21 protein-coding genes are annotated in these 25,190 nt (G+C 62.0%); 4 read left to right on the top strand and 17 right to left on the bottom strand.

What is annotated here, in order from left to right:
- Window positions 1-22 precede the first annotated feature (22 nt).
- Both B0G71_RS26695 and B0G71_RS26690 read right to left on the bottom strand, forming a co-directional pair.
- Window positions 23-1,003 (bottom strand): LLM class oxidoreductase, encoded by a 981-nt coding sequence (locus B0G71_RS26695; protein ID WP_116145508.1) that lies wholly within the window; start codon window positions 1,001-1,003, stop codon window positions 23-25.
- 48 nt (window positions 1,004-1,051) lie between these two features.
- Window positions 1,052-3,427, bottom strand: a complete 2,376-nt coding sequence (locus B0G71_RS26690) for a DNA polymerase II (RefSeq protein WP_116148909.1) — start codon at window positions 3,425-3,427, stop codon at window positions 1,052-1,054.
- A 230-nt stretch (window positions 3,428-3,657) separates the two neighbouring features.
- Between B0G71_RS26690 and B0G71_RS26685 the strand changes: the two genes are divergently transcribed.
- The gene (locus B0G71_RS26685; RefSeq protein ID WP_116145506.1) at window positions 3,658-4,083 is read left to right on the top strand and encodes a PRC-barrel domain-containing protein; all 426 of its coding nucleotides are present in this window, start codon (window positions 3,658-3,660) and stop codon (window positions 4,081-4,083) included.
- 197 nt (window positions 4,084-4,280) lie between these two features.
- On the opposite strand, the gene B0G71_RS26680 is transcribed toward B0G71_RS26685, so the two are convergent.
- The 12 genes from B0G71_RS26680 to B0G71_RS42110 form a co-directional block, all read right to left on the bottom strand.
- Window positions 4,281-5,291, bottom strand: a complete 1,011-nt coding sequence (locus B0G71_RS26680) for a DUF2891 domain-containing protein (RefSeq protein WP_116145504.1) — start codon at window positions 5,289-5,291, stop codon at window positions 4,281-4,283.
- Window positions 5,292-5,493: 202 nt separating this feature from the next.
- Complete coding sequence (locus tag B0G71_RS26675) at window positions 5,494-6,834, bottom strand: FAD-binding oxidoreductase (protein WP_116145502.1); 1,341 nt, start codon at window positions 6,832-6,834, stop codon at window positions 5,494-5,496.
- A complete protein-coding gene (locus B0G71_RS26670; protein WP_116145500.1) occupies window positions 6,834-8,126 on the bottom strand; it encodes an FAD-binding oxidoreductase in 1,293 nt (430 codons plus the stop codon). Before B0G71_RS26670 ends, B0G71_RS26675 begins: the two co-directional genes overlap by 1 nt.
- Before the next feature lie 71 nt (window positions 8,127-8,197).
- On the bottom strand, window positions 8,198-9,775 hold the full coding sequence (locus tag B0G71_RS26665; RefSeq protein ID WP_116145498.1) for a DUF3138 family protein: 1,578 nt from the start codon (window positions 9,773-9,775) through the stop codon (window positions 8,198-8,200).
- A 38-nt stretch (window positions 9,776-9,813) separates the two neighbouring features.
- Window positions 9,814-10,725, bottom strand: a complete 912-nt coding sequence (locus B0G71_RS26660; RefSeq protein ID WP_116145496.1) for an ABC transporter permease subunit — start codon at window positions 10,723-10,725, stop codon at window positions 9,814-9,816.
- A complete protein-coding gene (locus tag B0G71_RS26655; protein WP_116123599.1) occupies window positions 10,722-11,696 on the bottom strand; it encodes an ABC transporter permease subunit in 975 nt (324 codons plus the stop codon). The genes B0G71_RS26660 and B0G71_RS26655 overlap by 4 nt, the downstream gene beginning before the upstream one ends.
- Complete coding sequence (locus B0G71_RS26650; RefSeq protein WP_116145494.1) at window positions 11,693-12,856, bottom strand: ABC transporter ATP-binding protein; 1,164 nt, start codon at window positions 12,854-12,856, stop codon at window positions 11,693-11,695. The genes B0G71_RS26655 and B0G71_RS26650 overlap by 4 nt, the downstream gene beginning before the upstream one ends.
- Before the next feature lie 212 nt (window positions 12,857-13,068).
- Window positions 13,069-14,190: a polyamine ABC transporter substrate-binding protein gene (locus tag B0G71_RS26645; RefSeq protein ID WP_116145492.1), complete on the bottom strand. Its 1,122-nt coding sequence runs from the start codon at window positions 14,188-14,190 to the stop codon at window positions 13,069-13,071.
- A 73-nt stretch (window positions 14,191-14,263) separates the two neighbouring features.
- Window positions 14,264-15,709, bottom strand: coding sequence for an aspartate aminotransferase family protein (locus B0G71_RS26640; protein ID WP_116145490.1), 1,446 nt, complete (start codon window positions 15,707-15,709; stop codon window positions 14,264-14,266).
- A gap of 26 nt (window positions 15,710-15,735) precedes the next feature.
- Window positions 15,736-17,070, bottom strand: a complete 1,335-nt coding sequence (locus B0G71_RS26635) for a glutamine synthetase family protein (RefSeq protein WP_106277425.1) — start codon at window positions 17,068-17,070, stop codon at window positions 15,736-15,738.
- A gap of 32 nt (window positions 17,071-17,102) precedes the next feature.
- Window positions 17,103-17,897 carry a gamma-glutamyl-gamma-aminobutyrate hydrolase family protein gene (locus B0G71_RS26630; protein ID WP_116145488.1) on the bottom strand — a complete coding sequence of 265 codons (795 nt, stop codon included), beginning with the start codon at window positions 17,895-17,897 and terminating at the stop codon, window positions 17,103-17,105.
- A gap of 302 nt (window positions 17,898-18,199) precedes the next feature.
- A complete protein-coding gene (locus B0G71_RS42110; RefSeq protein ID WP_370577238.1) occupies window positions 18,200-18,421 on the bottom strand; it encodes a hypothetical protein in 222 nt (73 codons plus the stop codon).
- Between the two features lie 457 nt (window positions 18,422-18,878).
- Here B0G71_RS42110 and B0G71_RS26620 point away from each other — a divergent pair, with 457 nt between their 5' ends.
- The 3 genes from B0G71_RS26620 (at window position 18,879) to speB (ending at window position 22,111) form a co-directional block, all read left to right on the top strand.
- Window positions 18,879-19,430, top strand: coding sequence for a cupin domain-containing protein (locus B0G71_RS26620; RefSeq protein WP_106277429.1), 552 nt, complete (start codon window positions 18,879-18,881; stop codon window positions 19,428-19,430).
- A gap of 102 nt (window positions 19,431-19,532) precedes the next feature.
- Complete coding sequence (locus B0G71_RS26615) at window positions 19,533-21,026, top strand: aldehyde dehydrogenase (protein WP_116145486.1); 1,494 nt, start codon at window positions 19,533-19,535, stop codon at window positions 21,024-21,026.
- Window positions 21,027-21,142: 116 nt separating this feature from the next.
- Entirely contained in the window at window positions 21,143-22,111 is a 969-nt protein-coding gene (gene speB / locus B0G71_RS26610; protein ID WP_116145484.1) for an agmatinase, read from the top strand.
- Between the two features lie 25 nt (window positions 22,112-22,136).
- Here the strand turns inward: speB and B0G71_RS26605 are convergent, their stop codons facing one another.
- The 3 genes from B0G71_RS26605 to B0G71_RS26595 form a co-directional block, all read right to left on the bottom strand.
- The gene (locus B0G71_RS26605) at window positions 22,137-23,333 is read right to left on the bottom strand and encodes an MFS transporter (protein WP_116145482.1); all 1,197 of its coding nucleotides are present in this window, start codon (window positions 23,331-23,333) and stop codon (window positions 22,137-22,139) included.
- The gene (locus tag B0G71_RS26600; RefSeq protein ID WP_116145480.1) at window positions 23,330-23,863 is read right to left on the bottom strand and encodes a MarR family winged helix-turn-helix transcriptional regulator; all 534 of its coding nucleotides are present in this window, start codon (window positions 23,861-23,863) and stop codon (window positions 23,330-23,332) included. Before B0G71_RS26600 ends, B0G71_RS26605 begins: the two co-directional genes overlap by 4 nt.
- A 122-nt stretch (window positions 23,864-23,985) precedes the next feature.
- The gene (locus tag B0G71_RS26595; protein WP_116145478.1) at window positions 23,986-25,005 is read right to left on the bottom strand and encodes a VTT domain-containing protein; all 1,020 of its coding nucleotides are present in this window, start codon (window positions 25,003-25,005) and stop codon (window positions 23,986-23,988) included.
- Window positions 25,006-25,190 lie beyond the last annotated feature (185 nt).

The following is a 25,190-nucleotide window of genomic DNA, read 5'->3' as shown; positions in this document are numbered from 1 at the left end:
GAAGCGGGTGCGCAGCGCGCTTCTACGTCTCCTGATGAAACTGCGGCAACACCTCATCGGCGAGTTCGTTGACGATCTCAGCGACGGGACGCTCCGACGACAGATTGAACGTCACATGGTGCGTCCCGTCCGCGCGCAACGCTTTGAGTATGTCGATCAACGCGAGCCGGCCGGTCCGGTAGCCGAGCGTCACGGCCTGAGCCGGCTCATGCGGATCGCTGCTGAGTTCGAGCCGCATCGCGACGCCGAACGCGCGAAACGCTTCGGGCGCCGCGCGTTCGACGGCGGCGCGCCACATGCTGTAGCGGGCGCGTTGCGCGTCCGGCTCGCGATGGTACGTCATCCACCCCAGCGAATGGCGCGCGATCCAGTCGACGCTCTGACCGCCCGAACCCACCGCAAGCAGCGGAACCGCGCGCGAATGCGCGGGCAGCAGCTGAAAGGTAGGCGCACCTTCGGGCGTGCGATCGGGAATCACGCGCGACGGTGCGCCGAGCGCGGCGGCAACCGTCTCCCAGTGACTGCGATACAACTCGCGCCGCTCGTCCGCGTCGCGCCCGAATGCGGCATATTCCGGCGGACGGTCGCCTGAACCCAGACCCAGAATAAAGCGTCCGTGGCTGAGCGTATCGACGGACAGCGCCGCCTTGGCAATATGCAGCGGGTGACGCAGCGTGAGCACGATGGCGCCGCTCACAAGCGCGATACGCCGCGTGTTCGCAGCGAGCGCACCAAGGAATACCCACGGGTCGAGATGGCCGACAGGGTCCGGGTAGTCCGCGCTGTTCAGCGGGACGTCGCGGATCCAGAGCGCGCGAAAGCCGCGTTCGTCGGCCAGACGCGCGAGCGCCAGCTGCTCGTCGAAATCGGCCACGATCGTGCCGGCGCGCAGCATCGGCAGCGTGAGTCCGAGACTGAGCGCACCGTCCGAAAACACGCGGTTCGCGGCGGTTGGCGCGTGGGTTTTCAACTCGTCTGCCGCGATTGGATGCGACTCGTTCATGCGTGGCCTTTGCAGTGCGTCGTCGATACGCCCGATGCTAACACTGCGTCAGAACAACTGCTTCTGCCCTGACACCAAGGTCGTGAAATCGTCGCGCAGGAGCGGCAGGATGGCGTCGGCGACGGGCCGCAACTGACGCGTCAGATAATGTTCGTAGTCGATTGCCGAGCGCAGCGTTTCCAGCGGCTCGGGTCCCGCAACCGTCATCACATAGCTGATCCAGCCGCCGTTCTGGTATTGCAGCGGGCGCCCTTGCCGCCGGTTGAACTCGTCCGCCACACGCGCCGCGCGCACATGCGGCGGCACGTTGCGCTCGTATTCTTCGAGCGGCCGGCGCAGCCGTTTGCGATACACGAGCTGATCGTCGAGCTTGCCGTCGAGCGTGTCGCGCACATAGTCGCGCACGTAATCCTGATACGGTTGCTGCGTGAAGATGCGCCGATACAGTTCCTGCTGAAACTGCTGCGCGAGCGGCGTCCAGTCGGTGCGTACCGTTTCGAGTCCCTTATAGACGATGTCTTCGCTGCCGTCCGGCAGCACTGTGAGGCCGGCGTAGCGTTTCTTGCTGCCTTCTTCGGCGCCGCGAATCGTCGGCATGAAGAAGCGCCGATAGTGCCGCTCGAATTGCAGTTCGAGCGCGCTGTCGAGCCCGAATCTCTCCTGCAGATTCTGCCGCCACCACGCGTTGATATGTTCGACCAGCGCGCGGCCGATGCGGCTCGCGTCTGCCTCGCTGTGCGCATGGTTTAGCCACACGAAGGTCGAATCCGTGTCGCCGTAAATGACTTCGTAGCCTTCGGCTTGAATCAGTTCGCGCGTGGCATGCATGATTTCGTGGCCGCGCATGGTGATCGACGACGCGAGACGCGGATCGAAGAAGCGGCAGCCGGTCGATCCCAATACGCCGTAAAAGGCGTTCATGATGATCTTCAATGCCTGCGAAAGCGGCTTGTTGTTCTCGCGTTTGGCCGTTTCGCGGCCTTGCCACACTTGCCCGACGATCGACGGCAAACAATGGCGCGTGCGTGAAAAGCGCGCGCCGAGAAAGCCCGGAACCGATTGATCGTCGGCGGGATTCAGCATGCCTTCGACAAGACCGACAGGGTCGATCAGAAACGTGCGGATAATCGACGGATACAGACTCTTGTAATCGAGCACTAGCACGGAGTCGTAGAGACCGGGGCGCGAATCCATCACGAAACCGCCGGGGCTCGCGGCGCCGGCCACGTCGCCGAGATTGGGCGCGACATAGCCTTGCCGATGCATGCGCGGCATATACAGATGCGTGAACGCCGCCACCGATCCGCCGCTGCGATCCGCCGGCAAACCGGTTACGCTCGCGCGTTCCAGCAGGAACGGCAGTAACTCTGTTTTAGCGAAGATGCGCGTGACCAGCTCGCAGTCTTTGAGGTTGTAGCGCGCGAGCGCGGGCTTGTCCTCGTCGAAGCGGCGCTGGATTTCGTCCATGCGTTGATACGGATTGTCAATCGCCTTGCCTTCGCCCAGCACGGTGCGCGAGACATGTTCGAGACTGAACGAAGGGAAACTCCAGGTCGCCGAGCGCAGCGCCTCGATGCCGTCGATAATCAACCGTCCCGCGGCGCCGGCGAAGAAGTGGTTCTGCTTGAGCCCGTGCTCGCGCCATTCCATCACCGCACCGCCACGGCCGAGCCGCAGCGGTACGCGATATTGTTCGGCATGCTGTTGCAGCACGCGCAGATCGAACTGCACCAGATTCCAGCCGATGATCGCATCGGGATCGTACCGTTCGAGCCACGCGTTCAGTTTCTCCAGCAACTGCGCGCAGGTTTCGCAGTATTCGAGCTCGAAGTCGAGCGTGCCCGCGTCGCCGTTCGGCGGCCCCAGCATATACACCTGACGCTGGCCGCATCCTTCCAGCGCGATCGAATACAACTCGGCGTGAGCGCTCGTTTCGATATCGAGCGACACGAGCTTCAAGGGCGGGCGATAGCCGGCGGCCGGCTTGAGTTCGCTGTTCACGAGCGGACCGCTCTTTCCGGCGCTCTGCGCGTCGCCGCTGAACCACACGGGCGCCGTGATGAAGCGCTCCATCATGTAGCGCTCGGGCGGAAAGATATCGGCTTCGTAGACGTCGACGTCGCCTTGCTTCAGACGTTTCTCGAAGCCGGTCAATTGCCGGTACTGCGGGCAGTAAAGCCCCATGACCGGCCGATGCTGAAAGTCGCACAGATCGAGCACTCGCAGATCGAGCGGCGCTTCGCGGCGCAGGATCGTTTCCGTGCGCTCGCGATGTTCGGCGGGAATGAACGCCACCGAAGGCTGAGGGCGTAAGCGCACGTGCCGGGGCCCGCTGTCCGTGGCCAGCCAGAAATCGACTTCGGTGCCGGCGGGCGTGTCCCGCCAATGCCGGGTCAAGATGAAACCCTGTTCAAGCTCAGTCAAACTGCCACCTCGAAAACCGGCGTGATCGCCTTGCGCGATTTTACCGCCATGCGCTTCGGGCCGTGACGTCATCCCCGAACGCTGCGGCGTCGGCGCGGCGAGGTGTGCGCGTGCGACCTTGCGGCACGCTGGATGCAACCGCGCCGCGCAGTCTGTATGATCGGGGTGCAGCGATTCCATACGGCGCGGGCCATGCGCCGGTCAAGTCTACTAAAAAGGGAGTAAGCGATATGACGGTGGGCAAACTTGTTGTTGTCGTCGCGGTAGCTGCAACCAGCCTTGGTGCACAGGCGCAAGTCGCCGGCACGCAACCGCTGAGCGTCACAGTCGAGCAGTCGAATGCGCTGCTGAGCGGCTGGAGTGTGAAGAAGAGCATTCTCGGCAAGTCGGTCTACAACGACCAGAACGCGAAAATCGGCACGGTCCGCGATCTGGTGATCGCGCCGGACGGCTCGCTGTCCGCAGCCATCGTCTCCGCGGGCGGTTTCCTGGGCGTGGCATCGCACGACGTGGCGGTGCCTATCGCAGCGCTGGATATTCGCGAGGGGAATTTCTATCTGGCGGGCGCCACCAAAGATGCCTTGAAGGCAACGCCCGAGTTCCAGTACAACAAGGTTCAGGCGCCGCCGAAGCCTAAAAAGCTGACGGGGCAGTAATTGCGGGAGGCCGGCGCAGCGTCGCCGGTCGAGCCGCAAGAAGCGGCTCTGCGTTGACGCAATAGTGGAAAAGCGGCGCTCGCAGCGTGAAACGGTTGGTATGAGAAACCGTTTCGCGCGTGCGGCGCCGCTTTTGTATTTTCAGTTGACCGTGCCGCCGGTCGAGTTCGATTCGAAGTCTCGAATCAGGCCTTAATTCAAGCTTCCAATGCAAGCGTGGCGAATGTGCCTAGCCAGTGCTCGCCCATATAGTCGCCGGCCACGTGCGGCAGTGCGGTTTGCAGGTGCCGCTCGGCCGCGTCGAATAGAACCGTCCGGCGAATATCGCCTGCGGGCAGGGCGCGCGCGAGTGAACGCTGGCACCATGCGCGGCTGAGATTCAGGCCGTCCAGATGCGCGATCTTGCCGTCGGTACGATCCGTGACGGTGACAGGCTCGAACAGCGTAGCGGGCTTTTTCGAGCCGAGATCCGGCAGAAAGCGGCCGAACCAGTCGACGAATTGCGCGGGCGGCAGTATGCGGCGCATGAGCTCGGCTTCCATGAGCAAAGGCGAGAGGAATTCGTCGCCGGCAGGCTCCCATGCCTGACACGCAACGTCGTTCACAAACCAGCGTTCCGCCGTATTCACGACCAGTGCTTCCAGCGAATCACGCGATGTTTGCCGCGCAAAATCCAGCGTCAGCGCCAACGCGAAGGCCATGTTGAAGTGCGTGCCCACGCGCAACGGGTAGGTGGCCTTCGGCAGAAAGTCCTCGAAGCGCTCGACAAACAGTTCGGTAAGCGGCGCAAAGGTTTTCGACCAGCGCACGGCTTCCGTGAGCTTCAGCGAACTGAGTTGTGCGCTGAGCGCGAGCAGCCAGGCCCAGCCATACGGACGCTCGAAGCCACGGTTGTGCGGCAGTTCGAGATACGCCACTTCACCGGCCACGTTAGCCGCGGTGAAATGCTCGTCGACCACTGCGACGATGCGCGCCGCTTCAGGCAGATCGGGGAAACGATCGAGTAGATGCAGAATCAACCAGTAGCCGTGCACGCACGAATGCCAGTCGTAGCTGCCGTAAAAAATCGGATGCAGCGCGCGGGGGCCTTGCACATCTTGCGGCCCGGCGAGCGAATGCGTCAGCTTGTTCGGGTATTCGCGCGTGAGATGGGCAAGCGCCAGGTTGGCGAATTTTGACGCGAATTCGCGAGTGAGTTGAGTGGTCATCGGCGCCTCCTCAAAAGCGGCATACGAATAAGTTTGACAGTATGCTGTGGAGGGTCACCAATAGTAAAGTAGCCGGCAAGGGCGACCGGATTGCGCCGCGCCTCATTCCGGTGTTATAGCAGCGCTGCCGGCGCGATATGGAGGACGAGTGTCGTCGCGGTTGTCGGCGCAACGTAAGCGCTGCGCCGCGTGCCGGCCATGCCTAGAACAACTCCAGAATCCGGTGATACATCATCCCCAGTTCCAGCGCCGGGCCGCGCAACGCAGGGCCGCCCGGAAAGCGCGCATGCCGCAATTGCGCGAACAGATCGAAATCTTTCGTCTCACCGGCCATTGCTTGGGCCACCACGCGCCCGGCAATACCGGTCAGCGCCACACCGTGCCCCGAAAACCCCTGCACGTAAAAGTAATTCGGATCGATCGATCCAAAATCGGGTGCGCGATTGCGCGTCACGTCGACAAAACCGCCCCACGCATAGTCGATTTTCACGTCGCCGAGTTGCGGGAACACGCCGATCATGCGCTGGCGAATCTCTTCGCCGAGCTGCGCCGGTGAAGCACCGGTCGAGCTAGCCCGCCCGCCGAACAGCACGCGATGGTCCGCCGACAACCGGAAATAGTCGAGGAAGAAGTTGTTGTCGCAAATCGCCTCGCGTCCTTTGATCAGCGCATCCGCGCGCTCTTTGCCGAGCGGCTCCGTGGCGACGATATACGACGCGATCGGCGCGATACGCGCGGCCACCGGCGCGGGCAGCACGTCGCCGATCGTGGCATTGCCGCATGCCGCGACGAAACGGCAGCGCACTTCGCCACGAGCGGTACGCACGACAGGCCGTGCACCCCGCACGACCTCGATCACCGGCGAATGCGCGAATAGCTGCGCGCCCTCACGGCGTGCCGCATCGGCGAGACCGAGACAGTACTTGAGCGGATGCAGATGGCCGGAAACCGGATCGTAGACGCCGGCCAGATAGCGCTTCGAAGCGACGCGCGAACGGACCGCGTCGGTATCGAGCCACGAGAGTTTCGAATAGCCCCAGCGTTGCGAAGCCGCTTCCATCCACGAACGCAAATCGGGCACGCGTTTCGGTTTGGTGGCGACGGTCAGATAGCCGGACGTGAAATCGCAGTCGATGCCGTAACGTTCGATACGCTCGCGCACTAACGAGACACCTTCCACCGACATCGCCCATGCGGCCCGCGCGCCGTCGAGACCGAGCTGGCGTTCCATGACCTCGTCCTTCGCGAAACCCACCAGCGTCTGCCCGCCGTTGCGGCCCGACGCGCCCCAGCCGGGCCGATGCGCATCGAGCACGACCACCGACAAGCCGCGCGCCCGGCACTCCAGCGCCACCGACAAACCGGAGAAGCCCGCGCCGATCACGCATACGTCGGCTTCGAGCGAGCCGTCGAGCGCGGGATCGTCGGTGAGCGGGCGGGTGGCGCTCGCTTCATAGTAGGAGTTGGCGATCAGCGCATCGGCGCGGCGGTCGAGCGTATTAAGCGTGTGAGGTGTGTTGAAGCCGGGAGTCGCAGCATTCATCAAAGCAGGTCCTTCATTCGATACCAGGCCATCGCGAGTACGAGGGCAGGGGTGCGCAGTGTAGCGCCGCCGGGAAAGTCGCGGTGACGAATCTTGCCGAACAGATCGAAGCGCGACGCCTGGCCGTCGATCGCTTCGGCGATCAGTTTGCCCGCGAGACCGGTGGTATTCACGCCGTGCCCCGAGAAGCCTTGCGCGAAATACACGGTCGGCGAGAGGCGGCCGAAATGCGGCGCGCGGTTCATGGTGATGTCGACGAAACCGCCCCACGCATAGTCGATTTTGACATCGTCGAGTTGTGGGAAGGTCTTCAGCATATCGCGGCGCATCGCTTCGCCGAGGTTGCGCGGCGCGAGCTTCGAGTAACTTACTTTGCCGCCCCACAGCAGGCGATGATCGGGCGCGGGCCTAAAGTAGTCGAGCACGAAGCGGCTGTCGCACACAGCGGCTTTCGCGGGCATCAACGCTTCGGCGCGATCGGGGTCGAGCGGTTCGGTGGCGATCACGTAGGTGCCGACCGGCATGATCTTGTTCGCGACGTCCGGGGCGAGCTGACCCAGATAAGTATTGCAGGCGAGCACGACGAAGCGTGCCTGCACTCGTCCGCGTGCCGTTTCAGCCACATGTCGGCCGTTTTGTTCACGCAAGGCCGTGACGCAACTGTCCTCGAAAATTTGCACGCCGGCTTCGCGCGCCGCGCGCGCCAGCCCCAACGTGTAATTCAACGGATGCAGATGGCCGCTGTCCGCGTCGAACAGGCCGCCCAGGTAGCGTTGCGATTGAACATAGTTGCCGACGCCGTCGGCATCGACATAACTGAAGCGGTCGTAGCCAAAGCGCCGTTGCGCTTCGTCACGCCATTTTTGCAGCGCGTCGGTATCGCGCGGCTTATTCGCCGCAGTCAGGTAGCCCATGGTCAGATCGCAATCGATCTGATGCTTCGCAACGCGTTCCTTGACGATATCGAGGGTTTCGATCCCCATGTCCCAAACACGCTTCACGTCGTCCGCGGGCAGGTACTTCGCGAACGTATCGATATCGCACGCGAAGCCGCCGATCAACTGGCCGCCGTTGCGGCCGCTCGCCGCCCAGCCGACTTTCGATGCTTCGAGCACCGCGACCGAATGGCCGCGTTCGGCAAGATTGAGCGCCGTGGAAATGCCGGTCAGTCCCGCGCCGATCACGCACACGTCGACGCTGATGGTTTCGTCGAGCGTGGGATGGCGGGTGCTGTCGTTGGCAGTGGCGGCGTAGTACGAGGCGACGTGAGGCTGGTTCGAGAATCGGAGCATAGGCAGAGCATGCGGAAAGAGCCTGTGCGCGTGGCCTTTTCGACAACAAGGCCACGCACCGGCAGAACAGATTAGAACGAGTAGATGAACTGGGTTGCGAGCAGGTCGTTGGACTTGCCATACGAACCGTCGTTCTTCAGGAACACCTGCTTGTTGGCCCAGTCGTGGCGGTATTCCACCTTGACCGTGATCTGCTGGGTCGGATAGAACAGCAGATCGAGCGAAACATCCTGGCGGGTCGCGCCCTTGCATTCGAAGCCAAGGCCACCGTTCGCCTGCGAATTGGCGAGACAGTCCGCGCCGATACCGAAGCCGTTCGCCGTGTCCATGCCGTTGCCGTTCAACGCGATGCCACCGCCGCCGCCGCCGTTCTTGCTGTCGACCAGCAGGTCATAACGTACCGTCGCGCCCATGCGGCCCACCACCGGCAGATTGAACTTGCGGTGCGCGAGCAGCGACAGGCCGTACCATTGAGCCTGGCCGCCGTTGTACGCGGCGTTTTGCTGCTGGCCGTAGTCGAGCTCGGCGTTGTACTGCACGTCGGCGAGCGTGTAGGTCAGGTCCGCTTCGGTGAAGAAGAACGTGCCGCCCGAGCTCGGCGCCTGGCCGCCTACGCCGTAGCTGACCGTGCCGTTTGCGTCGATCGAGCTAGGCAAGGTCTGACGGCCGATGTTGATCGACGCGCCAAGATCGAGTGCGCTCGACCACGTGTAATCGGTGCGAGCCGTGAACGTCGGAATCTTGTTGCTGGTCGTGATCGGATCGCCCAGCGCGTTCGTGCCCGTCTGCGTGACTGCGCCGAACGTGCGGTACTGCTCGTTGCCGACGAAGAACTTCCACGCCCAGTTGCCGACCGTGTAGTTCGCGCCGATCCCGATGTAGCTGCCCGGATCCGAGAAGTCATACAGCAGGTTGTGCGTCAGCGTGAGCATCTGATTCGACTGCTGCACTTCATAGCCGCCGAAGCTCGGAATCAAACCGGCCACAAGTGTCGTGGTCGCCGTCAACGGCACATTCACCACGGCCGTGTTCAGGATGTTGTTGCCGATATCGCCGTGCGAGTTTTGCAGCAGCGTAATGCCGTTGCCGCGGTTCGGCATCAACGTGATTTCCGCCGACGGCGCCATCGGGCCGACACCGAAGGTCTTCTTGATATCGAGGTACAGATCGCCGAACGTGCTGTTGAAGTAGTTGTAGCTGCTTTCGTGGTTCGCGAACAGGAACGACGAGCTGCTCTGTGCACGGTTATACAGGTACGTCGGGTCGATATAACCCGTCACCGACAAACCGGCGATCGGCCCGGTCTGCGCCGCGTCTTCGAGCGAATCGACCTTCAACTGCTGATTGGCGATCTGTTGCTTCATCGCCGTCACGTCGTCGTTGGTCAGCGTCGCCTGAGCCTTGCCGTAATCAGGCGACGAGACATCCACCGGCGCGGCCACCACCGCCGGGGCAGGGGCCGCTGTCGCGGCCGTCGCCGCGGTGGCTGCCTTCGGCTTGGTGGCGACTTCAGCCCGCAACTGCTTGACCTCCTTTTGCAGTGCATTGAGTTGGGCCTGGAGCGCCTTGATCTGGTCGCTGGTGGCATCCGCCATGGCCATGCCAGGCAGACTCCCCGCCACCAACAGACAGATGAGCTTCTTTCTCATTCAAATTCTCCTTATTGGTCGTATTGCGAATGGACTTCTTATGCGCGTGCCGTATCGAGCGACTTTCGTACGGCGGCTTGTTGTGGTGCGACGGGCAAGGGGTCGGCGGCTTCGGCGAGGGCGAAAGCCATCTGCATGTCGCGATTGCGCTTGCGTTCGCGCAATTGCATCCAGCGGTTCACGGCAATCACGCCGATCGTCACCGTGGTGATGAAGATCGTGGCGAGCGCGTTCATTTCCGGATTCAGGCCGAGACGTACCCGCGAGAACACCACGAGCGGCAGCGTGGTCGAACCGGGACCGGACAGGAATGCGGAGAGCACGAGGTCGTCGAAAGACAGCGTGAACGACAGCAGCCAGCCCGACATCAGCGCCTGCGAGATCAGCGGCAGGGTGATCAGGAAAAACACCTTGAAGGGCGTGGCGCCGAGGTCGAGCGCGGCTTCTTCGAGCGACTTGTTGAGCTCTTTGACACGCGATTGCACGATGATCGCCACGTACGACACGCACAGCATCACGTGGCCGATCCAGATCGTGAAGAGGCCGCGGCCCTTCGGCCAGCCGAGCATCTGTTCAAGCGCGACGAACAGCAGCAGCAGCGAGATGCCCTGAATCACTTCAGGAATCACGAGCGGCGCGTTGATCATGCCGGCGAACAGCGTGAAGCCGCGAAAGCGCCCAAAGCGCGCGAGCACGAAGCCGGCCCACGTGCCGATCACGACCGAGGCGCACGCGGTCAGCAGACCGATCTTCAGCGAGAGCCACGCCGCGTTCAGCAACTCGCCGTCCTGCAACAGCGCGCCATACCATTTGAGCGAAAAGCCGGACCACACCGTGACGAGCTTCGACTCGTTGAACGAATACACGATCAGGCTGATGATCGGAATGTAGAGAAACAGAAATCCGAACGTCAGCACGCTATTGGAAAGCGTCTTATTAGGCTTGATCATTTCGCGCCCTCCAGTTCCTTGACCTGGTAGTACTGGAACACCGCCATCGGCACGAGCAGCAGTAGCACCATTGCGACGGTGACGGCGGATGCCATCGGCCAGTCCATGTCGTTGAAGAATTCATCCCACATCACGCGGCCGATCATTAGCGTGTCGGCGCCGCCGAGCAGTTCCGGAATCACGTATTCGCCGACCGCCGGAATGAACACGAGCAGACTGCCGGCGATAATGCCGTTCTTAGACAGCGGCAACGTAATGCGCGTGAAAGCGGTCCACGGTTTGCAACCGAGGTCGTATGCCGCTTCGAGCAGCGTCAGATCCATCTTCACGAGGTGCGCATACAGCGGCATCACCATGAAGGGCAGGTACGAATAGACCATGCCGATATAGACGCCAATATCCGTGTGGTAGAGGCGCAACGGCGAATGAATCATGCCGATCGCCATCAGCGTGTGATTGAGCAGACCGTCGTCTTTCAGAATGCCGATCCATGCGTAGACGCGGATCAGGAATGACGTCCAGAACGGCAGCATGACGCCCATCATCAGCAGGTTGCGTTTAGTCGGTTCCGAACGGGCGATGTAGTACGCGATCGGATAGCCGATCAGCAGGCAGAAGAAAGTTGAGACCGCGGCCATCTTCAGCGAGCTGATATACGTGGCGACGTAGAGATCGTCCTGCAGCAGAAACGCATAGTGGCTGAGCTGCATGGCGAAATGCACCATGCCGTCCTTGACCGTGACGAGATCCGTGTACGGCGGAATGCCCAGACGCAGATCGGCGAAACTGATCTTCAGCACCAGCACGAACGGCAACGCGAAGAACACCGTGAGCCAGAGGAACGGCACACCGATCACGGTCGAGCGGCCCGACGGCACGAACATCGACAGGCGTTTTTTCAGCGAGCCGAACAGGCGGCTGCCGGACGGCGCGCCGAGCGCCGCGGGGGAGGAAGTAGTGGGATTGCTCATTGCGTCAGCACCACGCCGCTAGCCGGCGACCAGTAGACGAACACGTCGTCGTTATAGGAAGGCGCACCTTCGGCCATCAGATGCGAGCTGGAGAGATTCGACACGACGGTCTTGCCGCTCGGCAGGCGCACGTGATAGAGCGAATAGCTGCCCATGTAGGCCACATCGGAGACCACGCCGCGCGCCCAGTTGTGCGGCGTGCTAGGTTTGTCGAGCGAGACCTTGATGCGCTCAGGACGCACCGAGATGCCCACCGGCATACCAAGCGGTCCGGTAATCCCATGGCTCACGTAAATGCGCGATTCGAGTTCTTCGCTTTCCACAAAGATATGGTCCGGTTCATCCGCGACCACCGTACCTTCGAACAGATTGGTCGAGCCGATGAACTCGGCGGAAAAGCGGCTATTCGGAAACTCGTACACCTGGCTCGGTGAACCGATCTGCACGATGCGGCCTTCGCTCATCACGGCGAGGCGCCCGGCCATCGTCATTGCTTCTTCCTGATCGTGTGTAACCATCACGCAGGTCACATCGACCTTCTCGATGATGTTCACCAGTTCGAGCTGGGTCTTCTGGCGGATCTTTTTATCGAGCGCCGACATCGGCTCGTCGAGCAGCAGCAGCTTGGGGCGCTTCACGAGCGAGCGGGCGAGCGCCACACGCTGCTGCTGGCCGCCTGACAGTTGATGCGGCTTGCGCTGCGCGTATTTGCTCATCTGCACGAGATGTAGCGCATCGGCGACGCGTTCCTTGATCTCGTTCTTCGGCGTGCCTTCCTGCTTCAGGCCGAAAGCGATGTTCGCCTCCACGCTCATGTGCGGAAACAACGCATACGACTGGAACATCATGTTGACCGGCCGCTTGTACGGCGGCATCGCGGCGAGATCTTCGCCGTCGACGAAAATGCGCCCGGAGGTCACCGTCTCGAGCCCCGCGAGCATGCGCAGGAGCGTGGACTTGCCGCAGCCGGAACTGCCGAGCAGCGCGAACAACTCGTTCTTGGCGATGCTCAGGTTGACGTTGTCGACAGCCGTGCTGTCGCCGAATTTCTTCACGACATTTTCAATCCGAACGAATTCGTCCGATTTCGATTTTGTCGTCACCGCGGGGCGGGCCATCTGGGTGGCGCCGGCTGCGCTTTTTGAGGTCGTCGAGTTCATGATGTAACCATTCCTTGCGGATCGCGGGCGCAAGTGTCTCCATACGAGGCGCGGGAAGCGTCTCGCAACGTGCGCTGCGATCGGAAAACATGGGACTGCGCGCGGGTGGGACTGCTAAAGCAAACGCGCAGGCTGACTACCGTTACGGCTATCCATGCGCTCAGGGTTCAAGCGATCCCTGAGCGCGGGATCGATTAATTAATGTGGCCAGGTTAATGACCGGTTTTAAGCTGTGCCCAAAGACGGTTTTCAAGGCGGAGAATGTCGGTCGGCATCGGCTTCATCAGCGTCATTTTGCTCAACACTTCATCGCCCGGATAAACGGTCTTGTCCTGTGCGACAGCAGGCGTCACGAACTGGCGCGCGGCCTTGTTCGCGGTCGGGTAGAACACTTCGTTGGTGATCGCGGCGTTGACCTTCGGGTCCGAGATGTAGTTGATCCATTTCAACGCGGCTTCCGGATGCGGCGCGTCTTTCGGGATCACCATCACGTCGAACCACAAGAGGCCGCCTTCCTTCACGTTCGAGAACTTGATCTGATACGAGCGCTTGGCTTCTTCGGTGCGGCGGCTGGCAATGCCGACGTCGCCCGACCAGCCCAGGACCACGCACACGTCGTTATTGGCGAGGTCGTTGATATAGCCGGACGAATTGAATTGGGTGATATACGGGCGGATCTTTTTCAACACTTCGAATGCGGCCTGATAGTCGGCGGGGTTCGTGCTGTTCGGATCCTTGTGCATGTATTGCAGCGTGGCGGCGAAGACGTCGACGGCCTGATCGAGGATGGACACGCCGCAGCTTTTCAGCTTGGAGAGATTGGCCGGATCGAAAATCAGTGCCCAGCTGTCCACCGGTGCATTGGCGCCGAGCGCTTTCTGTACGGCCTGCACGTTATAACCGATGCCGTCCGTACCGTATGCCCAAGGCACACCGTACTGGTTGCCCGGGTCGGCGTCGGCAATCATCTTCATCAATACGGGGTCGAGATTCGCGAGGTTCGGCAGCTTCGATTTGTCGAGCTTCTGGTATACGCCGGCCTGAATCTGCTTGGCCATGTAGTTCGAAGTGGGCACCACGATGTCGTAACCCGAACTGCCGGCGAGCAGCTTGGCCTGCAAGGTGTCGTCGCTATCGTAGTTGTCGTATTTGACCTTGATGCCGTCCTGCTTCTCGAAGTTCGGAATCGTGTCCTTCGCGATGTAGTCCGACCAGTTATACACATTCAGTTCCGTGTCGGCCGCAAGGGCCGGCGTCACCGACAGCGCCGCAAAACCGGTGAAGGCGAGAAGCACGGCCCCCGCGACCGCATGACGAAGATGACTAACGCTCATGGTTTTTTCCCTTGATGTGAAGAACCGGCATGAGCGTAAGTGGTGGGTGTGCTCATGCCGGAGCGGACTGCCGTTACGAAATGCCGAGTTGTTGTGCTGTCGCATCGATGGCTTTTTTCGCCTTCGAAACGATTTCGTCGATTTCCAGCTTATTGATCACGAGCGGCGGCGACAGCAGCATGCGGTCGCCGGTGGCGCGCATGATGAGGTTGCCGTTGAAGCAGAAGTCGCGGCAGATCGTGCCCACGTCGCCACCATTGGCGAAACGCTTGCGCGCTTTCGGCTCTTGCGCGAGTTGCAGGCCGGCCACCAGACCCGCACCGGAGATTTCGCCGACGATCGGGTGATTGGCGAAGGTCTCGCGCAACTGTTTCTGGAAATACGGACCGGTGTCGTTCTTCACGCGATCGACGATCTTCTCGTCGCGCAGCAACTTGAGGTTGGCGACGGCAACGGCGGCGGCAACCGGGTGGCCCGAATACGTGAGACCGTGATTGAAGTCGCCGTTTTCGATGATCGCCTTCGCCACGCGGTCATGCAGACCGACCGCGCCCATCGGCACGTAGCCGCTCGTCAGACCCTTGGCCAGCGTGATCAGATCCGGCTCGAAACCGAAGTGCTGATGCGCGAACCATTCGCCGGTGCGGCCGAAACCGCCGATCACTTCATCGGCAACGAGCAGAATGTCGTACTTGCAGCAAATGCGTTGGATTTCCGGCCAATACGTCGAAGCCGGGAAGATCACGCCGCCTGCTCCCTGGAAAGGCTCACCGATGAACGCGGCAACGTTGTCCGCGCCGATTTCGAGAATCTTCGCTTCCAGTTGCTGCGCACGGGCCAGCGCGAATTCTTTCGGCGTCAGGTCGCCTTCCGCTTCGCCGAAGAAATACGGCTGGTCGATATGCACGATGTTCTCGACTTTCGAGGGCATCTGTTCATGCATGTAGCCCATGCCGCCGAGCGTGCCGCCTGCGATCGTCGAACCGTGATAGCCGTTCTTGCGCGAGATCACGAACTTCTTCGCCTGCTTGCCTCGCGTCGCCCAATATTGATGGACGATACGCAGCACCGTGTCATTGCCTTCCGAACCGCTGTTGCAGTAGAAGAAGTGATTGAACGGTTCCGGCGCCAGCTCCGCGAGCAAGGCCGACAGTTCGATTACGGGCGGGTGCGTCGTCTTGAAGAAAGTGTTGTAGTAGGGCAGTTCCTGCATCTGCCTGTACGCGGCATCGGCCAGTTCCTTGCGGCCATAACCGACGTTCACGCACCATAGGCCGGCCATGCCGTCGATTACCTTGTTGCCTTCCGAATCCCACAGATACACGCCTTGCGCCTTCACGATCACGCGGCTGCCGCTGCGGTTGAGCGAGCCCATATCCGAAAACGGATGGATGTGGTGAGCGGCGTCGAGCGCGCGATATTCGGCGGTGCTGCGTTGTTGCGTAGCTTGTGCTGCCTGTGCGCTTGCGGCCGGCTGGGCCGGTTGCACGTAAGCGACTTCTTCTGTTCTGTAGCTCATACTGCCTCCAATTTTTTGCGTTTGCCTTACACGTGCAGCAGCAAATGCCGGCGTTCCCACGAACTGATCACGCGGAAGAACGCTTCGTATTCGGTCTCTTTCAGGGCGAGGTAGGCTTTGACGAATTTCTCGCCGAGCACTTCGGCGATCGGCTCGCATGCGCCCATCAACGTCAAACCCTCTTCGAGATTGCGCGGCAACTGGTACGGCAATTCGTAACCGTCGCTCAGCAGCGGCTCGGTGGCTTCGAGCTTCTGCGTCATGCCTAGATAGCCGGCGGCGAGTGTCGCGGCAATCGCGAGATACGGATTGCAGTCCACGCCCGGAATACGGTTTTCGATGCGGCGTGCAGCCGGCCCCGAATGCGGAATCCGGAAGCCCACCGTGCGATTGTCGTAACCCCACGCCACATTGATCGGCGCGGCCATGAAACGCGACAGGCGACGATACGAGTTGATGTACGGCGCGAAGATCGGCATTAATGCGGGCGTGTACTTCTGCAAACCGGCGATATAACCCGTAAACAAAGAAGTGGGTTTGCCGTCCGGGCCGGTGAACAGGTTGTGACCGGTTTCTTCATCCACGAGGCTTTGATGCATGTGCATGGCCGAGCCCGGTTCGCCTTCCATCGGCTTGGCCATGAAGGTCGCGTACATCTTGTGGCGCAGCGCGGCTTCGCGCACCGTGCGCTTGAAGAGAAACACGCTGTCGGCGAGCTTGAGCGGATCGCCGTGCATGAAGTTGATTTCCATCTGCGCGGCGCCGACTTCGTGAATCAGCGTGTCGACTTCGAGTTCCTGCACCTCGCAGTACTCGTAGATATCTTCGAAGAGCGGATCGAATTCGTTGACCGCTTCGATCGAGTAAGCCTGACGGCCGGTTTCCGGACGGCCCGTGCGGCCGATGGGCGGCTGCAGCGGAAGGTCGGGATCCTTGTTCATATCGACCAGATAGAACTCGAGTTCGGGCGCGATAACCGGCTTCCAGCCTTTGGCCTTATAGAGTTCAAGCACGCGGCGCAGCACACGGCGCGGCGAGATCGCGACGGGCGTGCCGTCGAAGTGAACGCAATCGTGAATCACCTGAGCGGTCGGATCGACGGCCCACGGAATCATGCGGATGGTGCTGGCGTCGGGCACGCACACCATGTCCGGGTCGGTCACGCCGGTGAGCGTGCCGTCTTCCGGATAGTCTCCTGTGACGGTCTGGATCATCACCGCCTGCGGCAAGCGCATGGACTCGCCGGATTCGAACTTGCTGCGCGGAATGATCTTGCCGCGCGCGATCCCGGCCATATCCGGAATGATCGCTTCGATTTCGGTGACACGGTTCTTCTTCAGAAAATCGTCGATGTCATGCATGTCTATTCTCTCTGTTTTGGTGCGCGACCGGCTCAGGCTTGCGTGGCAGCGGCGGATGCCGCGCCATAGCCGGCCTTGGTGCGCATTCGATCGCGGCAGGCGTCGCCGAATGCCCGAAAGATCGCGGTGGACAGTGCGTCGCCGGCATGCTTCCACTCCGGGTGCCACTGCACACCCAGCGCGAAGGCGCGCGCATCGTTCACGCTCACCGCTTCGATCAGGCCATCCGGCGCGGTGGCTTCGGCCGTGAGGCCCACGCCCAGCCGCTCGACGCCCTGACCGTGCAATGAATTCACACGCGCTTCATTCGTGCCACCCGCGAGGCGCTGCAACAAGCCGCCCTGCGTCAGCGTGATCGAATGCGACGGTGCGTATTGCACGTCGAGGTCGTCTTCCTTGTTCTCGCGATGGTCGTTCAGACCGTCCACCGCGTGAACGCTTTGATGCAACGTCCCACCGAAAACCACGTTCATTTCCTGGAAGCCCCGGCAGACGGCCAGCACCGGCACGCCGGCGGCGATTGCCGCGCGCATTAGCGGCAGCGTCGTCGCATCGCGAGCGGCGTCGTGCAGCGTGCCCGGCATGCTGGCGAGGCCGCCGTAGCGGTGCGGCTCCACGTTCGAGTAGCTGCCTGTAAACAGCAGGCCGTCGACTGTCGCCAGCACGTCTTCAACGGACTGACGCTCGCCGAGCGCGGGCAGCAGCATGGCCAGCGCCTGTGAACCGTCTACGATCGCGGCGATGTATTTCTCGCCGACCACGTGCGACGGGTGGACTCCCATCATCGTTCTGTCGGCGCTGATGCCGACCAGGGGCTTCTTTCGCATAACGAATAGACGTGTGTGTTCCCCGCGGGACGCGGCATGAAGAAAGTTAAACACAGCGCGGCACGATTCCGCAGCCGTGCGCAAGGCGCAAGGCCACTGGATAGTGCAGGCGGTCGTCGTCAGGAAAACGCGCCGCGCGTGACAGTCAGATGGGCCGTTCGATTCGATCCGCTGCGGTGCGCAACTGATCCGGCAAGTGTGAAATGCACAGGCGGCAGACGGCACCGCACATGCACAAACGCGCGGCTCGAAAGAGCGCGCTCACGCAAACGGATGAATCGAACGGCGAAAAGGGGGAGGCGCTACGGCAGCAGCGAGGCGACTTCGTCCGTACGCACGGCAATGAAGGCGCGCGCGGAGATAGAGTTGTGACGTCGAACTGAACGGCGGGACAGGATCGTGAAGACGGACAGAAAGCGGCGGAACGCAAGGCTGCCGCTGCTGCCGTCGGCGATGGCGCCGTCAGCGCGAGGACAACTCGCCTGACTACGATTCCATCTCACCAAAGGGCCTCGGACTCTCACGATTACACTCGACTGGCGACGTTGAAAGTATTGAACGGCCTGCTCGAAACCCGCACGGGGCGTTTAAAGAAACAGGACGCTGGGATGATCGCCTTGCACCGATGCGAACCGAATTCGCTGCGCCGCGAAACACCGTTCGGTGTCTCATGACGTCGGTATGACGATCGCCTGGGAACCAGCATATACGAGCCAATAAAGCCGTCAAACCCTTTTTGAGAAAACATTTATCAGGGCTTTCCCGAGGGTGCGGCTAGAATCGCCGCCGATGGGAACGTTCATTGCGCCATTCATTTGCGCTATTCATATTTCGGAATCCTTTCAGGGTTTTCCCCAAAGGCGCAACGACCAAAGTGATTAGAATATTCAACACTCGCGAGCAGCGCGTTGCCCGAGTCTTGTGTTTCATTCATCTGATCACTTGGCGCCCCGATCGTCTTCAATGTCAGAGAACCTAACGATGTCCATAGAAGTAGCGACCCGTCTGCAATACATCCGCAAGAAGAACGGCTTGTCCCAGCGTGAACTGGCGAAACGGGCGGGAGTGACGAACGGCACGATCTCGTTGATCGAACAGAATCGCGTGAGCCCCTCGGTCGGCTCGCTGAAGAAGCTGCTCGAATGCATACCCATGAGTCTCGCCGAATTCTTCACCTTCGAAGTGGAAGTAGAACGTTCGGTGGTGTCGCGCCGTGCCGACATGCCAAACCTCGGCAATGAGTCGATCGAGTTCTATCTCGCGGGTTCGAGCGTGAAAGATCGCAACATGGGAATTCTGCGCGAGGTCTATCAGCCGTTGTCGGACACGGGGCCGGAAATGCTGGAGCACGAAGGGCACGAGGGCGGGGTGGTGGTCAGCGGTCAGATCGAACTCACGGTGGACGGCACCACGTGGCTGCTCGACCCCGGTGACAGCTACTACTTCGAAAGCCGTCTTCCGCACCGTTTTCGCAATCCCAGCGCGGAGCATCTCTGCGAGATCGTGTCGGCCAATTCGCCGCCCACTTTCTAAAGACTCCGCGCCAACGCGCCTCGACTCAACTCACTGCCGCAGTTCGGTGCCGCATGAGGTCGGTGCAGGTTTGCGTCGAGCGCATAACATTGAGGCATCCTGATGGACAAGAAAACTCTCGCTTTCTGGCAAGACAAGACCGCTACGCTATCGATCGAAGGCCGCGCGTTTATCGACGGCGAATACCGTGACGCCGAAAGCGGTCGCACGTTCGACTGCCTGAGTCCGATCGACGGCAAGCTGCTCGCCAAAGTCGCCGACAGCGGCTCGACCGACGTCGATGCCGCCGTTGCGGCCGCGCGCCGCGCGTTCGACTCCGGCGTATGGTCGGGCCTCAACCCGCGTCGACGCAAGGCGGTGCTGCTGCGCTGGGCCGCGTCGATTCGCGAGCACATGGACGAACTCGCGCTGCTCGAAACGCTCGACGCCGGCAAGCCGATCGCCGACACCACCAGCGTCGACGTGCCGGGCGCAGCGTATTGTGTCGAATGGTTCGCTGAAGCCATCGATAAAATCGGCGGCGAAGTCGCGCCGGCCGATCATCATCTGGTCGTCCTCGTCACGCGCGAGCCGATCGGCGTGGTGGCCGCGGTGGTGCCGTGGAATTTCCCGATCCTGATGGCGTCCTGGAAATTCGGCCCAGCGTTGGCGGCGGGCAATAGCGTGGTGCTCAAGCCGTCGGAGAAGTCGCCGCTCACCGCGATCCGCCTCGCGCAACTCGCACTCGACGCCGGCATTCCCGCCGGCGTGTTCAACGTCGTGCCGGGCGCGGGCGAGCCGGGCAAGCTGCTGGCGCTGCATCACGACGTGGACTGCCTCGCCTTCACCGGCTCGACCAACGTCGGCAAGCTGATCATGCAGTACGCCGGGCAATCGAATCTGAAACGCGTGTGGCTCGAACTCGGCGGCAAGTCGCCGAACATCGTGATGACGGATTGCCCGGATATGGACCGCGCGGCCAACGCGGCAGCGGGTGCGATCTTCTACAACATGGGGGAAATGTGTACCGCAGGTTCGCGCCTGCTCGTGCATCGCGACATCAAGGACGTATTCCTCGACAAGTTGATCGCCGCGGCGCGCAGCTATACGCCGGGCAATCCGCTCGATCCGAACACGTCGATGGGTGCGATCGTCGACAAGGTTCAGCTCGAACGCGTGCTTGGCTATATCGAGGCAGGCCGCGCTGAGGCGAAGCTGCTGCTCGGCGGCGCGCGCGTCAAAGAGGAAACCGGCGGCTTTTATATCGAGCCGACCATCTTCGAGATTCCGGCTTCCGGCGCGAAGGTGGCGCGTGAGGAAATCTTCGGACCCGTGCTGTCGGTGATCACATTCGACACGGTGGAGGAGGCAATCAGGATCGCTAACGATAGCGAATATGGTCTCGCCGCCGCGGTCTGGACCTCGAACCTGACCACCGCGCACGAGGTGTCGCGTCAACTTCGGGCCGGCACGGTGTGGGTCAATTGCTATGACGAAGGCGGTGACATGAACTTCCCGTTCGGCGGCTACAAGCAATCGGGCAATGGCCGCGACAAGTCGCTGCATGCTTTGGAAAAATACACCGAGCTGAAGTCCACGCTCGTGCGGCTGCGCTAAAGGATTCGCGAAGCCGGCGCTGCGGCGCGTGTGATGCGCGCTGTAGCGTTTCCCAATGAATCCGAGGCCGGCGTTGCGTGTGCCGCGCCGGACTGCCTAAAGGTATCAGCTCATCCATGACTGAACTCGTCTATGGCGACGGCGCGATGCGTCGCCCGTCGCTTTATGGCTCGTCGATCGAAAACACCTATGCGGGTGTGCTTTCGTTCATGCGCCGCAAGTACACACGCGAACTCGACGGCGTCGATGTCGTGGTCTCCGGCGTGCCGCTCGATCTGGCCACCACGTTCCGCCCGGGCGCGCGTCTTGGGCCCGCCGCGGTGCGCGCGGCCAGCGTGCAGTTGTCGGAGTTGCATCCGTATCCGTGGGGTTTCAATCCGTTCGACGACCTCGCCGTGACCGACTATGGCGATTGCTGGTTCGACGCGCACAATCCGCTCACGATCAAGGAGTCCATCGTCGAGCATGCGCGCACGATCCTCCGTTCGGACGCGAAGATGCTGACGCTCGGCGGCGATCACTACATCACCTATCCGCTGTTGATCGCGCACGCGGAGAAGTACGGCGAACCGCTCTCGCTGATTCATTTCGACGCCCACTGCGATACCTGGGCCGACGACAGTCCCGACAGCCTGAACCACGGCTCGATGTTCTACAAGGCGGTGAAGGATGGTTTGATCGATCCGAAGACCTCGGTGCAGATTGGCATTCGCACATGGAATGACGATTTCATGGGCATCAATATTCTCGACGCCGCCTGGGTGCACGAGCATGGCACGCGAGCGGCGGTGGAGCGGATTACGTCGATTGTGGGTGCATGTCCCGCGTATTTGACGTTCGATATCGACTGTCTCGATCCGGCTTTCGCGCCGGGTACCGGGACGCCGGTGGCGGGCGGTTTGTCGTCGGCGCAGGGGCTGGCGATCGTACGCTCGCTCGGTGCGTTGAATCTGGTGGGCGCGGACGTCGTGGAAGTCGCACCGGCTTACGACCAGAGCGAGATCACGGCGATCGCCGCGGCGCATATCGCGTGTGACCTGCTGTGTCTGTGGCGACAGCGCAAGGTTGCGGGACGCGAGGCTTAGGCGCGCTCGATCGAGGTGAACCGGCTCAGCCCATCGACGACGATTGTTCGGGCTGGCGCCGGCCTTCACGCAGACCCACCGTGTAGATCACCAGCGCGCCGCTCATCAGCGCGAGTTGCCACATCAGCATATCGCTGCCACGTGCGTTCATCGCGAAGCCCGCGACGAGCGGCCCCACGATCGAACTCGCGGTGAAGGCGAGCGACAACAGCCGCATGTTGCGCGCGAGCGCGGCCTTGTCGCTGCAAGCCGCCGCGTACATGCCGAGTGTGATGAACGAACTGTTCATGCCGCCGAGCAAGAGCGCGCTCGCCGCCGCGAGCCACGATGCGGGGGCCGCCAGCGCGAAGCCGCAGATGGCCAGTGTGCTGAGCGCGGCGCACACGATCACCGTGGCCGCAAGCCCCGCGCGATCGGCCAGCCAGCCAACCGGAAATTGAAGCGCCATGCCGCCGACGCCGAACAACGTCAGCAGCGTGGCGGTTTGCGTGGCGTTGAGGCCGTGCGCGTCGGCGAATAGCGGGAAGAGGCCGTAAAGCGCACCGTCGCCGATACCACCTGCCGCGATGACCACCATACCGAGGTTCACCAGCGGGCCGAGGACCAGGCGTCGTTGAGCGCTCTTTCTTCGCGCAGGCGGCGCGGCTTGCAAAGCTGGCGCGTTCTTATCGGATGCGGTCAGCCAAAGCGGCAGCGCCGCTGCCAACGTGAAGGCCGCGCCGGCCACGAACGTAATGCGTCCATCGACATCGCACCACACCGCGAGCGCAGGCCCGATGACACCGGCCGTGGCGATCAGCGCTTCGTGTACGCCCACCACGCGTCCGCTCGACTCGGCGGGGACCAGACTGTAGAGCCAGGTTTCATTGGCGATCCAGCGCAAGCCGATGCCGAACCCCGTCAGCAGACCGGGTACGAGCCACAGCGGCCACGATAATGCCCCCATGATGGCGAAGGCCACCAGCGTGGCCAGCAGACCTAGCGACACCGTGCGTTTCGCGCCGATGCGGGCCATCAGCCACGGCGCGATCAGCAAGCCGGCCAGCATGCCGGTCCATTGCGCGGCGGAAAAGAGGCCGGCGCGTGGCGCATCCAGGCCTCGATGGGCGAGCCACACCGGCAGCACCATAAAACCGATGCCGAACTGGCCGACCTGCGAGAGCGCCGACACCGCGGTCAGCGCAGCGATTGCCGGCCAGCGCACCGGCGCGGCGGATTTCATGGGCTGCTCCGCGCGGGCATGGGCAGCCCCTGCTCGCGGCATTCGACCGGACAGCCGGCTTTCAGGCAGGGACCGTCGTCGCACAGGCGGCACAGTTGCATGGCGTGCGCGGGGTCGCGAGTCTCGTTCCACAAGATCTTGATCAGCAGGCTCTCCAGCACCTTGCGCTCGCTGTCTTCGAGCCGGCCGACTATGCGTTGCAGCATCCTGTCGCGCGCCATTTGCAGACGCCTGGCCTCACGTTTCCCGGCTGTGGTCAAGGCAAGCGCGACGGCCCGTTTATCGGCGCCCGATTTTTTCTCGACGAGACCCGCCTCGACCAATCCCGCCACGGCGCGCACGGCGGCCGGATGCGACAGATCGACCGCCTCGCGCAGCACTTCAATCGATGAATCGGGGTATTGGCCGACCGCGTTGAGCATGGCGCGGGCGGTGGGGCCGGCGAGCGCGTCCACGGTGGGTTGCGCGTTCATTTCGTCCGTGACCAGCAGGGCGAGCACGCCGAGCAGATTTTCTGTGCGCTGCGTCATGGCGATACCTCAATGTGTGCAACGTGCATATATGCATGTTGCACACATTGAGGGTGAAGCGCAAGCGGAATTTGGACGGCAATGCGGGCGATACGGGCAATACGCGAGGCACGCGTGGAGCGTTATTTCGCCAGCCGCGCCCGTACCGTGTATTCGCCTTCTTCGCCCTCGTCCTCGATCATGTGGGCCTTGGCGGTGTGGAAGTCGGCCGGCAACGGTTCGACCGGATAACCGCGTTTCTGCCACGCATCGAGGCCGCCCTTGAGCGCGCGGATATGGTGGATATTCTTGCGATGCAACTGCTCGACGATCCGCTTCGCCGTCGCTTCGTTCGGACACACGCAGTAGACGACAATCGGCCGCTTCAGCAGATCGGGGTCGATCGGCTCGGGCGAATCGAGATCCAGCGGCCGTGCGCCGGCAATCCGGTGCGATTCCTTTGCGCGCACGCTGCGTGGCCGCGCGTCGAAGATCAGCGGCGGCTCGTTCGACTTCATCATCTCGTCGAGCTGATCAGGTGAAATACGCGTGTGTGCGAGCCAGCGGCGAAACTGCCAGCGGCGCACGCAGCGATACAGCAGCACGGCCACGAAGATCGCCGCGAACGCGTCGAAAATCGTGCCGCCGTTGTGGCGCACGAGCAGCATCAGTTGCACGATCTGGCCGTGCAGCGCGGCGCCGCCGATCACCCATACGCTTGCCCACAGCGTCGTGCCGAAAAAATCCCACAGCAGAAACACGCCGAAATTGATGGCTGTCGTGCCGAGCAGCGGCGCGGAGATCAGGCCGAGGCCGGGCAGGAACTTCGCGACGGTGAGAATCGGCGCCCCGTACCGTTCGTACGCGTTGCGCGCGATCCGCGTCGTGGTGTCGAGCGAGAGAGAGAAGCGTACGAGATAGTTCAGCAGACGGCGGCCATAGGCGCGTCCGGTGAAAAACCATAGCGAGTCGGCGATCAGCGTGGCGGCGACCGCGGCGCACACGACGCTCGCATACGAGGTTTGCCCCATGGCGGCCATGGTTCCACCGAGAATCAGCATCGGCGCGGCCGGAATCGGCACGCCGAGTTGCGTGATGAGCACGCTCATGAACACGGCCCATACGCCCAGCGAGGGTGGAATAGCAACCGGAAAATGCCACACAACCGTGCTCCTGAGAATGCACTGAAAAGATTTGCAACGTGCGTGCCAGGGCGGCGCATGGCGAACAGGCTGCGCATGTTCCGTTGCCGCACGACGGCGAGCGCCACGCCGCGTCGGCAGGCGGCCGCCCAAAAAAAAAGAGATGAAAGGCGGATTTAAGCACAGGTGGCAAAACGGCGCTGCGG

It is taken from the genome of Paraburkholderia sp. BL27I4N3, from assembly GCF_003386115.1.
Lineage (GTDB): Bacteria > Pseudomonadota > Gammaproteobacteria > Burkholderiales > Burkholderiaceae > Paraburkholderia.
The sequence above is the reverse complement of the archived record's forward strand: the minus strand, read 5'-3'. Positions and strand labels throughout refer to the sequence as shown.

Coding starts and splice junctions, on each gene's coding strand:
- B0G71_RS26695 (WP_116145508.1), bottom strand. CDS start 1,003: ATGAACGAGTCGCATCCAATCGCGGCAGACGAGTTGAAAACCCACGCG.
- B0G71_RS26685 (WP_116145506.1), top strand. CDS start 3,658: ATGACGGTGGGCAAACTTGTTGTTGTCGTCGCGGTAGCTGCAACCAGC.
- B0G71_RS26680 (WP_116145504.1), bottom strand. CDS start 5,291: ATGACCACTCAACTCACTCGCGAATTCGCGTCAAAATTCGCCAACCTG.
- B0G71_RS26675 (WP_116145502.1), bottom strand. CDS start 6,834: ATGAATGCTGCGACTCCCGGCTTCAACACACCTCACACGCTTAATACG.
- B0G71_RS26670 (WP_116145500.1), bottom strand. CDS start 8,126: ATGCTCCGATTCTCGAACCAGCCTCACGTCGCCTCGTACTACGCCGCC.
- B0G71_RS26665 (WP_116145498.1), bottom strand. CDS start 9,775: ATGAGAAAGAAGCTCATCTGTCTGTTGGTGGCGGGGAGTCTGCCTGGC.
- B0G71_RS26660 (WP_116145496.1), bottom strand. CDS start 10,725: ATGATCAAGCCTAATAAGACGCTTTCCAATAGCGTGCTGACGTTCGGA.
- B0G71_RS26655 (WP_116123599.1), bottom strand. CDS start 11,696: ATGAGCAATCCCACTACTTCCTCCCCCGCGGCGCTCGGCGCGCCGTCC.
- B0G71_RS26650 (WP_116145494.1), bottom strand. CDS start 12,856: ATGAACTCGACGACCTCAAAAAGCGCAGCCGGCGCCACCCAGATGGCC.
- B0G71_RS26645 (WP_116145492.1), bottom strand. CDS start 14,190: ATGAGCGTTAGTCATCTTCGTCATGCGGTCGCGGGGGCCGTGCTTCTC.
- B0G71_RS26640 (WP_116145490.1), bottom strand. CDS start 15,709: ATGAGCTACAGAACAGAAGAAGTCGCTTACGTGCAACCGGCCCAGCCG.
- B0G71_RS26635 (WP_106277425.1), bottom strand. CDS start 17,070: ATGCATGACATCGACGATTTTCTGAAGAAGAACCGTGTCACCGAAATC.
- B0G71_RS26630 (WP_116145488.1), bottom strand. CDS start 17,897: ATGCGAAAGAAGCCCCTGGTCGGCATCAGCGCCGACAGAACGATGATG.
- B0G71_RS26620 (WP_106277429.1), top strand. CDS start 18,879: ATGTCCATAGAAGTAGCGACCCGTCTGCAATACATCCGCAAGAAGAAC.
- B0G71_RS26615 (WP_116145486.1), top strand. CDS start 19,533: ATGGACAAGAAAACTCTCGCTTTCTGGCAAGACAAGACCGCTACGCTA.
- speB (WP_116145484.1), top strand. CDS start 21,143: ATGACTGAACTCGTCTATGGCGACGGCGCGATGCGTCGCCCGTCGCTT.
- B0G71_RS26605 (WP_116145482.1), bottom strand. CDS start 23,333: ATGAAATCCGCCGCGCCGGTGCGCTGGCCGGCAATCGCTGCGCTGACC.
- B0G71_RS26600 (WP_116145480.1), bottom strand. CDS start 23,863: ATGACGCAGCGCACAGAAAATCTGCTCGGCGTGCTCGCCCTGCTGGTC.